Source organism: Streptomyces alkaliphilus (genome assembly GCF_014141535.1).
In the GTDB taxonomy this organism is placed as follows: Bacteria; Actinomycetota; Actinomycetes; order Streptomycetales; family Streptomycetaceae; genus Streptomyces; species Streptomyces alkaliphilus.
This window is the reverse complement of sequence record NZ_VKHT01001351.1, coordinates 1-1,068: the sequence shown is the minus strand read 5'-3', so window position 1 is coordinate 1,068 and position 1,068 is coordinate 1. Positions and strand designations below refer to the sequence as shown.

The following is a 1,068-nucleotide window of genomic DNA, read 5'->3' as shown; positions in this document are numbered from 1 at the left end:
GTCCCGGAGCCCGTCACCGCGGTCCGCGCGGAGGAGGGCACCGGCCCCCTGTGGGTGGTCGGCGACGTGCACGGCTACCTCGACGAACTGCGTGCCGCGCTGCGCGAGGTCGGACTGACCGACGCGGAGAACCGCTGGTCGGGGGGCACCGCCCGGTTGTGGTTCCTCGGCGACTTCACCGACCGGGGACCGGACGGCATCGGCGTCATCGACCTGGTGATGCGGCTCTCCGCCGAGGCCGCCGCGGCCGGCGGGTACTGCAAGGCGCTGCTGGGCAACCACGAGGTACTGCTGCTGGGCGCGCATCGCTTCGGTGACACCCCGGTGGACTCCGGCGCCGGCACCGCCTCCTTCCGTGCCGCCTGGATGCTCAACGGCGGCCAGGCCGCCGACATGGAACGACTGCGCGACCACCACGTGCAGTGGATGTCCCGCCTGGACTCCCTCGCCGTGGTCGACGGTCACCTCCTGCTGCACTCCGACACCACCGCCTACCTGGGCCGGGGGGCCACGCCGGAGGACGCCAACGAGGCGATCAAGCAGGTGTTGCAGCGTCAGGACCCCGACGAGACCTGGGAGTTGTTCCGCGACTTCACCCGGCGGTTCGCCTTCCGGGACGAGGGCGGCGCGCAGGCCGCCCGGGAGATGCTGGCGGCCTACGGCGGCAACCGCGTCGTGCACGGGCACAGCCCGATCCCCTACCTCACAGGGGAGGAGCGCGAGCCGGAGGCGGCGGACGGCGAGGCCGCCCCGCGCCCCCGCCTGCCGCACGTGTACGCGGAGGATCTGGCCATCGCCATGGACGGCGGCGTGACGATGGACGGCCCGCTGCTCGTCGTCCGCCTTCCGTTGGAGGGCTGACCGAACCGACCCGACCCGAACCGAACCGGCAGGGCCGGGTCGGGCCCCGGCGCGCGGTGTCCCGCCGCGTGCTCCGATCGGGGCGGACCGTTCCCCCGTCCGGATGCCGCCGGGGTCCCGGCGGGTTTTCCCCGCCGGCGGGTCGGGGAAGTCTCCGACACGCCTTCGGGAACCTCCCGGCCGGCCGGAATTCGCCCGTGCCCGGTC

The 1,068-nt window shown here is 74.3% G+C and carries 1 protein-coding gene; it reads left to right on the top strand.

All coding sequences use genetic code 11. From position 1 onward, the window contains the following. Positions 1-861 (top strand): metallophosphoesterase (locus FNQ90_RS24420; RefSeq protein WP_182608324.1); only part of this gene is annotated, 861 nt, incomplete at its 5' end. Positions 862-1,068: the final 207 nt, after the last annotated feature.